The 1,276-nt window shown below is 71.9% G+C and carries 2 protein-coding genes; one reads left to right on the forward strand and one right to left on the reverse strand.

The genetic code is table 11. From position 1 onward, the window contains the following. Positions 1–65: 65 nt before the first annotated feature. A complete protein-coding gene (locus ACFU6K_RS39255) occupies positions 66–671 on the reverse strand; it encodes a hypothetical protein (RefSeq protein WP_049660402.1) in 606 nt (201 codons plus the stop codon). A 363-nt stretch (positions 672–1,034) separates the two neighbouring features. Between ACFU6K_RS39255 and ACFU6K_RS39260 the strand changes: the two genes are divergently transcribed. Further along, a complete protein-coding gene (locus ACFU6K_RS39260) occupies positions 1,035–1,244 on the forward strand; it encodes a DUF5703 family protein (protein WP_037901221.1) in 210 nt (69 codons plus the stop codon). Positions 1,245–1,276 lie beyond the last annotated feature (32 nt).

A 1,276-nucleotide genomic window follows, 5' to 3' on the forward strand; every position in this document is an offset into this window, starting at 1 on the left:
CCCGCCCGTCGTGCGTCCTGCACGGCGTCGGTCGTGCCGAACCGCGTCAGTCGTCCTGAACCACGTCAGTCGTCCGGGTCCTCGTCGTCGTAGACCTCGCTCACGTCGAACCGGCAGATCAACAGCTGCGGGTCGGCGTGCTCGAAGGGCTCGGGCAGCCACTCGCCCGGCTCGGTCGGCTCGGTGGCCGCGACCCAGAGCGTCGAGTCGGCCTCCTCCAGGCCGAACTCCTCGCTGCGGGCGGCGATCTCGTCGGGCTCGTACTCGCCGAACAGCACGCCGATCGCGGCGTTCACCCCGCCCGCGCCGGCGCCGCCCGGGGTCAGCGACTCGTCCAGCCGCTCGGCCTGGGCACGCAGCCGCTCGGGGTCGACGACGTGGTAGTCGCGGCGGATCAACACGCTGATCGCCTCGGGCTGTTCGGGGCCGTGGTACCCGCCGGGGCCCTCGTCCCCGGGGATCTCGAAGGGCGTGACCTCGTCGTAGGCCTCGTACAGGAGCTGGTCGTAGGCGATGGCCGCCGTCGCGAGCTGCTCGTAGGCGGCGGTGACGGCGGGATCATCGGCTGCGTTGGGGCTTGACACCGCTTCCAGATGACGGTCGATGGCGGCCTTGACCGCCTCAGCGGCGGCGCGTACCTCGGCAATGGTGGGCTGCGCGGCATCAGACATGGTGCAGACGCTATCTCCCCGCGGTGTCGCCACGCACAGCGGTTGTCACCTACACCCGCGATTTCACCGCAACTTCCCCCCTGATGTCCGATCCATCCCGCTTCATCCCCACGCGCCACGGGCGCGAAGCGGGCGCGGAGGGCGCACGCCGGGCCCGCCGAGGCCATCCGGCTGCCGCTTCGCGCGCCGGGATCGGGGTATCCCCTCCACAGTGGCAACAGGACTGATGAACTGTCAGCCGGTGTCCCGGGTCGCACCCGTTCCGACCGTCGCCCGCGCACGGGAGGACGGCCGGAAATACCCGGGCCGACTGTCCGGGGCAGGCCGTAGGCTTGCCCGAAGGTGATCCCCAGGAGGAGCGTTTTGACCCCACGGAAGCCGGTCCGGCAGCCGGAGTACGAGTACCAGTCCCTGCGCATGCCGCGCGGCACCACGCGCAACGCGGCGCGCCAACTGCTCACCGAGCACGCCGAGTACGGGCACTGGGAGCTCGACCGGCTGAGGCTGTTCCCCGACGGCAGCCGGACGGTCCGGCTGAAGCGGCGGATCATCCGGCAGGTCCGGAACTGGTGACGCGCGGGGCGCCGCGGCCCCGGGCGGCAGCG

This window comes from Kitasatospora sp. NPDC057512, from assembly GCF_042802135.1.
Classification (GTDB): domain Bacteria; phylum Actinomycetota; class Actinomycetes; order Streptomycetales; family Streptomycetaceae; genus Kitasatospora.